Origin of the sequence: Shewanella sp. NIFS-20-20 (genome assembly GCF_019209865.1) — a bacterium.
In the GTDB taxonomy this organism is placed as follows: domain Bacteria; phylum Pseudomonadota; class Gammaproteobacteria; order Enterobacterales; family Shewanellaceae; genus Shewanella.
The window spans coordinates 22780-30715 of sequence record NZ_JAHUTT010000051.1 but is presented as its reverse complement, the minus strand read 5'-3'; the positions used below and the strand labels follow the sequence as shown (position 1 = coordinate 30715).

Sequence of the window (7936 nt, the reverse complement as noted above, 5' to 3'; positions counted from 1 at the left end):
AACAAGATGAAAAGAAGATTTGCCTAAATCGATCCCAATTACTTTAATAGTAGACATGATGGTTCGCCTCTTTGTTTGCCTAACCCTAAGCTTAGCTTAGGGGTGAGGCGGACCATCTAATTAAGCCGCTCTTTAAGAGCGGCTGTGACGCTCAAACTTAACTGGCAAGTTTAGCCACCAATAGATCCGCTAAGGCGGCGCGACTCACCAGCCCTTTTAAATCGCCAGCCTCTATCACAGGCAATACATCCTCAAGCCCACTAAAGGCAAGACGCAACCGCTGTGGGTAGGAAAGGTACGGGCTGATCAGCATACCGGCATCATTGACATTAAACAGGGTGTCTTTATCGACCACTAAGGTTTCGATAAGGGCATTGACTGCCAGTGCTGGCGCCACCGCCGTAAACTCAGTCGTCATCATATCAGCCACAGTTAAACTGGTATGGCGATCATATTCTTCTGACCACAGACCGCGCATAATGGCTTGTAAACTGATGGTGCCAACGATTTGCTGGGCTTGCATCACCACCGCAAAATCACTGTGCTGTTGCCGACAAGTGGCCAGTGCTGTGACCAGCCCCATATCGGCGCTAACGCTAACCACTTCAGTGTGCATCACATCGGCGACGGTTAATTTTGATAAATAAGATTCCATCATTATTGCCCTTGTTGTTTTGATTCTGCAGACGCTTGTTCGATTAACCAATATCCCAGTCCCACAATGACTCCACCACCAACGATGTTGCCTAGCGTCACCGGTATAAGGTTGTTGAGGATAAAATTGACCAGAGTTAAGTCGTGATAATCTGCGGCATGAATGCCTAAATTTTGGAAAAAACTTACCGGCGCAAATTCAGCAATCGCAATGCCCAGTGGCACCATAAATAAGTTGGCGATACTGTGTTCAAAACCGCTGGATACAAACATGGCAACCGGCAACATCAGTAACACCGCGCGGGTTAACGGATCGCGACTGGCAAAGGTCATCCATACCCCTAAACACACCAACATGTTGCACAAGACCCCAAGCGCAAACGCCTGCCACCAACCATGGTGAATTTTATGTTGAGCAATACTCAGCGCATTTAAGCCCCATTGCCCGTGGTCGAGTTGATACATACCCGCCATCAACACCAGCACTAACATCATGCTTGCGCCAATAAAATTACCGAAAAACACCCGCGCCCAGCACCCCAGTAATTGGCTCGCAGTCACCCGCTTCTCGGCAAAGCTTAAAGTGCTTAATACCGTGCTGGTGAACAGTTCTGCACCGCAAATCACCACGAGCATTAAGCCCAAACTAAAGGCCAAGCCGCCGGCTAACCGTACTAAGCCCCATGGCGCATCACCCGCGCCGGTGGTCACCGTGATATAAAACACAAAGGCTAAGGCAATAAACGCGCCAGCAAACATCGCCAGTCCCATGGATTGCTTGGGGGATTTAACCACCTTGGCATAGCCATATTGTTGCGCAAGCACACATAAACTCGGTTCACTATGAGCAACAGATGGCACTGGACTCTTTGTCATTGTGACACCCCCATAACGTGTGCGCGTGGCACTCGAATAAAATGAGGAGGACGACAGCAGCTCATTAACTTTCTCCTTAACTAACCATGATTCATCTTGTGGTAAAACTGCCGTCACTTTAACGTGAGATAATGCGTTAGCTGCAATGGGGAATAATGAGTCTAACCATCAGTATTCTTGATACCCTTTACTCTGCAAAAAACCGTAAACAAGGCCCCTGACTAGGCAAATATTGACTAACATTAATCTTGCACTGACCAATGTGGGCATGGTTCCATTACGCGCTGAGATACAAACCCCGTTCTTCCGACTGAATCTGCCCATATATAACTTATTTATCAATATCTTGTGCAATTGCCACCCACAAACCTTGCCGACCATGGTTTGATTGGCAAGATTGGTGCCGCCACGGGCAACGTTTGCCCAGATAACGACGAACTTGTTAACTGGCTCGCAAATTGCTCAATAGGCACCATCAAAAAAACTGATAGCACCTACAAGGACATATCAGCATGTGGTAATATTTAAAGGTAAATTGGTCTGACCAAAATAATCGGGTATCAGGGACAGGAAATGTGCGGGAATTGTGCGCTATAAATGGCTGTATACATTAGCAGCAGCGTTATGGTGACTCTCGCCACAGATAAGCATCGTCAATATTCAACAGTTACGTTTGAAATGTCGGAAATGTCGGAAATCAAGGATTTATACCCAAGTCAACAACAGAATTTTTTGCTGTACTTGTCGGAGAATTGACAAATTATGACTAACACAGTCACCCCGCCTGAGGCGAATACTGAGCCATCAGCAACGTATCAGGAGCTGCATCGCCCGTCGTCTGATTTCGACAGCCGCAGTGATTACCTCGATCATGAACTAGAAATCATGAAGCCAAGACGCTGGCGCCTGAACTTACCCGGTCGTGATTTTCGTTTCGAATGGGAAGATCTCGTCCCAGCCTTAGCGGGTACCATTGGCATTACCGTGATGTATAGTGCCGTCATGTCATCTTATGCCTCAGCCTTTGGCTTAGGCGCTGACTTCGTCATCGAAAACGTCCGAGTTGAGATGTGGGTATCGGCCCTGATCTTCTGTATTTTCGTGTCCGGCTTTATGAATCCCCGTGCCAACCTGGCCGGTAACCATGGGCCAATGATCCCGATGATCGGTATGATTGCCGTCTCTGGTGGTCACCCATTGGCGTTGGCTATTTTAATCGCCATCTTTGGGATGACATTAAGCTTAGTGAAAGGCGGTTCGCGCTTAGTGAATCTCACGAGCGAAGGGGTCGCCGGTGGACTATTGGTTTATCTCGGGATCATGGGGGCTCAAAGCCAAATTAATAACCTATTAGATTGGGCTGAAGGCTTACAAATGGGATATGTGGCGTTTGCCGTATTATTCTTGAACGTCGTCCTCTACGCCTTTTTAGCCAAGATTGGTAAGCGCTGGTTAGCTATTCCCGCCTGTAGCGCCTTAGCGGTCGTAGTGGCATTGGCTTTAGGTGCGCCGTTCCATTTCTCAACTGAGCCTGGCTTACCGAACCTGAATCCAGTGTACTGGTGGGGTTCGACTGAAACCGGTTGGAAACTGGGTTTACCTACCGTTCAACATTTCTTAGCGTCACTCCCTTTTGCGATTTTAGCGGTGGCGATGTGGTCTCCTGACTTTTTAGGACACCGGATTTTCCAAGAGTTGAACTACCCGAAAAAAGCCAAAGAAGTGTTGATGGATGTTGACGACACTATGGCAGGTTGTTCTGTGCGTCAGTTCGTTGGCACCGCGTTTGGTGGCGGTAACGTGACCTCAAGCTGGGGGACTTATATGATCCCTGCGGCTATCGCTAAGCGCCCTATTCCAGCTGGCGGTATTTTACTGGGTATCATGTGTATCCTAGTGGCGACCATTGGTTATCCAATGGATATTGCTGTTTGGGCACCAGTGATGAGTATTGCGCTATTAGTAGGGGTATTTCTGCCGTTATTAGAAGCCGGTATGCAAATGGTTAAGTCGACGGCCTCGTCACAAACAGCCGGTATTTGTATCTTCGCTTCGATGGTAGTCAACCCCGTCTTCGGTTGGGCGTTAACCATGTTATTAGATAACAATGGCCTGATTGGCGATAAACAACGCGCTAAAACATTATCGACGGCTGACCGCTTGATTATTCCTGGTTTAGCTTTCGTGGTTTGTTTGGCTGCGATGCTTGCTGTTGGCATGATCCGCGGCATTCCAGCCCTGATCTAATATTTTATACCAGTCGACACCGACTTTGCCGGTGTCGACTTTTTTATTTTTTACTTCCCCAAAGTCAAATTTGTGACTAAGATCACACTCGCTTCACCTCAGGGCATCAAATCAACAAAAACCACCATTCCCCTGTAAATACAATAACTTAATTAAATAACTTCTCGCTTGGTTTATTTCTAAGCAAAATATACACTCGGACTTAGGGCAAAAATAGCTAAAAAATTGTTATCTCGGTAACAGTTTTACGATCTCAGGCTGAGAATTCGCACTGTTTGAGATGCGAGGCTATTTCGACTATGCTAATATGCTTTGGACAATTGGTCTTACCAATTAGATGGGTGGTGATTTTGTTGAAGGCCACTTATCTGTAAACTATTCCGATGGAATAAGCTTACTCACTTCACTAACTGACTTAATTGGCTAGCGCCCTCAGGGTGTAGTGAGTAAAGGACTTAATGCTGAACTGACTTTGGTGAAGGTGCCACGGCGGTTTCAGTAACCTTGATATCAACAAGAAGGTATTAGTACGATGACTGATAAAACTGATCTGTTTGCAAGTGCTTGGGAAGGTTTTGTTCCTGGCGATTGGAAATCGGAGGTCAATGTACGTGACTTTATCCAGACCAACTACACCCCATTCGAAGGCGATGAGTCTTTCTTAGCCGGTCCAACCGAAGCCACCACAATTTTGTGGGACAAGGTGATGGAAGGTATTAAAGAAGAAAACCGCACTCACGCTCCAGTTGATTTTGATACCGACAAAGTATCAACCATCACCGCTCACGACGCGGGTTACATCATTAAAGATTTGGAGACCATCGTTGGTCTGCAAACTGAAGCGCCACTGAAGCGCGCTATGATGCCTAACGGCGGCGTACGCATGATCGAAGGTTCTTGTAAAGCCTATGGCCGTGAACTGAACCCAGAAGTTAAATACGTTTACTCTGAACTGCGTAAGACCCACAACCAAGGTGTGTTTGACGTTTACACTCCAGAAATTCTGGCATGTCGTAAGTCTGGCATTCTGACTGGTTTACCGGATGCTTATGGCCGTGGCCGTATCATTGGTGACTACCGTCGTGTGGCTCTGTACGGTATCGACTTCCTGATGAAGGACAAAGTGGCTCAGTTCAATTCATTACAAGCTCAATTCGAAGCTGGTGATGATCTGCAAATGACCATGCAATTGCGTGAAGAAATCTCTGAGCAGCACCGTGCTCTGGGTCAAATGAAGAAAATGGCGGCCAAGTATGGTTATGACATTTCTCGCCCAGCTACCAATGCTCAAGAAGCCATTCAGTGGACTTATTTCGGTTACTTAGCTGCCATCAAGAGCCAAAATGGCGCCGCGATGTCTTTAGGCCGTACTGCGACTTTCTTAGACGTGTTCATTGAACGCGATCTGAAAGCTGGCATCATCACTGAATCTCAAGCTCAAGAAATGGTTGACCATTTCGTGATGAAACTGCGTATGGTTCGCTTCCTGCGTACCCCAGAATACGATGAATTGTTCTCTGGCGACCCAATTTGGGCGACTGAGTCAATCGGTGGTATGGGTCTGGATGGCCGTACATTAGTGAGCAAGAACAGCTTCCGTTTCTTGAACACCCTGTACAACATGGGCCCAAGCCCAGAGCCAAACATCACTGTATTGTGGTCTGAGCAGTTACCACAGGGCTTCAAAGAGTACTGTGCGAAAGTATCTATCGATACCAGCTCTATCCAGTATGAAAACGATGACCTGATGCGTCCTGACTTTGAGTCTGACGACTATGCGATTGCTTGTTGTGTGAGCCCAATGATCGTGGGTAAGCACATGCAGTTCTTTGGTGCTCGTGCTAACTTAGCCAAGACCATGCTGTATGCAATCAACGGTGGTGTTGATGAAAAGCTGAAGATCCAAGTTGGCCCAGTGGCTGACAAGATCACCGATGAAGTACTGAACTTTGACGACGTGATGTCTCGTTTAGACTCTCTGATGGATTGGTTAGCTACTCAATATGTGAGCGCGCTGAACGCCATTCACTGGAGCCACGATAAGTACAGCTATGAAGCTGCCCTGATGGCACTGCATGACCGTGACGTACGTCGCACCATGGCTTGTGGTATCGCTGGTCTGTCTATTGCTGCTGACTCACTGTCTGCTATCAAGTTTGCTAAGGTTAAGCCAGTTCGTGACGAAGACGGTATCGCTATCGATTTCGACATCGAAGGTGATTATCCTAAGTTCGGTAACAACGACGCTCGCGTTGATGATATCGCTTGTGACCTGGTTGAGCGCTTCATGCAGAAGATCCGTCACAAGAAGATGTACCGCAATGCCGTACCGACTCAGTCTATCCTGACCATTACTTCTAACGTTGTGTATGGTAAGAAGACCGGGACTACTCCTGACGGTCGTCCTTCAGGCGCGCCATTTGCTCCAGGTGCAAACCCTATGCATGGCCGTGATGAAAACGGTGCGGTAGCCTCGCTGACTTCAGTCGCTAAACTGCCATTTGCTCACGCTCAAGACGGTATCTCTTATACCTTCTCTATCGTGCCAAATGCCTTAGGTAAAGATGACAGCCAACGTCGCACTAACTTAGCTGCGCTGATGGACGGTTACTTTGCTAACAACGAAGTACGTGAAGGTGGTCAACACTTAAACGTTAACGTTCTGAACCGTGAAACGCTGGAAGATGCAGTCGCACATCCAGAAAACTACCCACAGCTGACCATTCGTGTGTCAGGCTATGCGGTACGTTTCAACTCTCTGACCCCAGAGCAGCAACGTGACGTTATCACCCGTACTTTCACTAAGTCTCTGTAAGATTTAGATTGTTAGACGACACGGCAGTGCATCCGCACTGCCGCTTTTTATCAGGAGACCCTATGTCAATCACAGGACGCATTCATTCCATTGAATCCTTCGGCACCGTCGATGGACCTGGAATCCGTTTTATTGCCTTTATGCAAGGCTGTTTGATGCGCTGTTTGTATTGTCATAATCGTGACACCTGGGATACCCATGATGGTAAAGAAGTCACCGTCGAAGATTTGATGAAGCAAATCCGCGCCTATATGAGCTTTTATGCCAACGGCGGCGGAGTAACAGCCAGTGGTGGCGAAGCCCTACTGCAGATAGATTTTATTAATGAATGGTTTAAAGCCTGCCGAGCCGAAGGCATACATACTTGCCTCGATACCAACGGCATGCTGCGCAAATATACCCCGGTTATCGATGAACTGCTCGAGAATACCGATTTAGTGATGCTTGATATCAAGCAGATGGATGATGACAAACACATCCTGCTCACTAAAGTAAGCAATCACAGAACATTACAATTTGCTGAGTATTTGGCAAAGAAACAACAAAAAACTTGGATTCGTTACGTGGTCGTTGGCGGCCATACCGATGATATCGAATCCGCACGCGCCTTGGCCGAATTTATTAAGCCCATGAGTAATGTCGAAAAAATCGAATTACTGCCTTATCACGAGTTAGGTAAGCATAAATGGGATGCCTTGGGCGATGAGTATCAGCTTAATGACGTGTCGCCACCAAGCAGCGACACCATGGAAAAAATAAAGGCCGTTTTTGTTGAAATGGGCCTCAATGCGATCTATTGATTAATACTTGCTCAGAGCTCTTCCCAATATTTGGGTTCTAATCGCTCGAAGGCCAGTTTAAGAATAGTGGCCATGTCCTGATAACGGGCATTGGCACCTAAAGGATGACAAGGAACGCCCATTTGCTGCAATTTTGCAGACAACTGATTGCCCCAATCGAATAACGATAACGGCAAAGGATGTTGGGCTCGCCATCCTAACCACATCAGTCCTTGCACTGGCAAGCTGAGAAAAAACAGTGTCATGGCTAAAGCTTGCGGGAAGACATCCCAACCTAATAGGTAAAGCTGAGAGCACATGACACCCATGGCCAACACAGGGGTCACGGGTAAGGCCAACTGAGTCGCCCGCATAACGCGGTACTCAGGAAAGTAGTAACCCAATTGTCTGACCATAGGCCAAGTCTTCATATAACGATGACCGAGGCGGATGGTTTTGAGTAATGATATGCTCAACGTAAGTAGACACCAGAAAAAACTAAACCTGTTGTTACCTTAGCACAGCCAAGGGGTAGACCCAAACGCTGCTGTCAAAGAAACACAGT

At 47.2% G+C, this 7936-nt stretch carries 6 protein-coding genes; 3 read left to right on the top strand and 3 right to left on the bottom strand.

Annotation, left to right across the window (positions count from 1 at the left end):
* Nucleotides 1–157: 157 nt before the first annotated feature.
* Nucleotides 158–658, bottom strand: coding sequence for a CBS domain-containing protein (locus tag KU855_RS14550; RefSeq protein WP_218531013.1), 501 nt, complete (start codon nt 656–658; stop codon nt 158–160).
* On the bottom strand, nt 658–1530 hold the full coding sequence (gene focA, locus KU855_RS14545) for a formate transporter FocA (RefSeq protein ID WP_218531012.1): 873 nt from the start codon (nt 1528–1530) through the stop codon (nt 658–660). Before focA ends, KU855_RS14550 begins: the two co-directional genes overlap by 1 nt.
* 762 nt (nt 1531–2292) lie before the next feature.
* Here focA and KU855_RS14540 point away from each other — a divergent pair.
* From KU855_RS14540 to pflA, 3 genes are all read left to right on the top strand, one after another.
* A complete protein-coding gene (locus KU855_RS14540; RefSeq protein WP_218531011.1) occupies nt 2293–3777 on the top strand; it encodes a DUF3360 family protein in 1485 nt (494 codons plus the stop codon).
* A 532-nt stretch (nt 3778–4309) separates the two neighbouring features.
* On the top strand, nt 4310–6592 hold the full coding sequence (pflB, locus tag KU855_RS14535; RefSeq protein ID WP_218531010.1) for a formate C-acetyltransferase: 2283 nt from the start codon (nt 4310–4312) through the stop codon (nt 6590–6592).
* Between the two features lie 62 nt (nt 6593–6654).
* Complete coding sequence (gene pflA, locus KU855_RS14530) at nt 6655–7392, top strand: pyruvate formate lyase 1-activating protein (RefSeq protein ID WP_218531009.1); 738 nt, start codon at nt 6655–6657, stop codon at nt 7390–7392.
* 11 nt (nt 7393–7403) lie between these two features.
* On the opposite strand, the gene yfbV is transcribed toward pflA, so the two are convergent.
* Nucleotides 7404–7847, bottom strand: a complete 444-nt coding sequence (gene yfbV / locus KU855_RS14525; RefSeq protein ID WP_218531008.1) for a terminus macrodomain insulation protein YfbV — start codon at nt 7845–7847, stop codon at nt 7404–7406.
* Nucleotides 7848–7936 lie beyond the last annotated feature (89 nt).

What these genes read in the sequence shown, in the direction of transcription:
- KU855_RS14550 (WP_218531013.1), bottom strand. Translation starts at nt 658, where the DNA reads ATGATGGAATCTTATTTATCAAAATTAACCGTCGCCGATGTGATGCAC.
- focA (WP_218531012.1), bottom strand. Translation starts at nt 1,530, where the DNA reads ATGACAAAGAGTCCAGTGCCATCTGTTGCTCATAGTGAACCGAGTTTA.
- pflB (WP_218531010.1), top strand. Translation starts at nt 4,310, where the DNA reads ATGACTGATAAAACTGATCTGTTTGCAAGTGCTTGGGAAGGTTTTGTT.
- KU855_RS14540 (WP_218531011.1), top strand. Translation starts at nt 2,293, where the DNA reads ATGACTAACACAGTCACCCCGCCTGAGGCGAATACTGAGCCATCAGCA.
- pflA (WP_218531009.1), top strand. Translation starts at nt 6,655, where the DNA reads ATGTCAATCACAGGACGCATTCATTCCATTGAATCCTTCGGCACCGTC.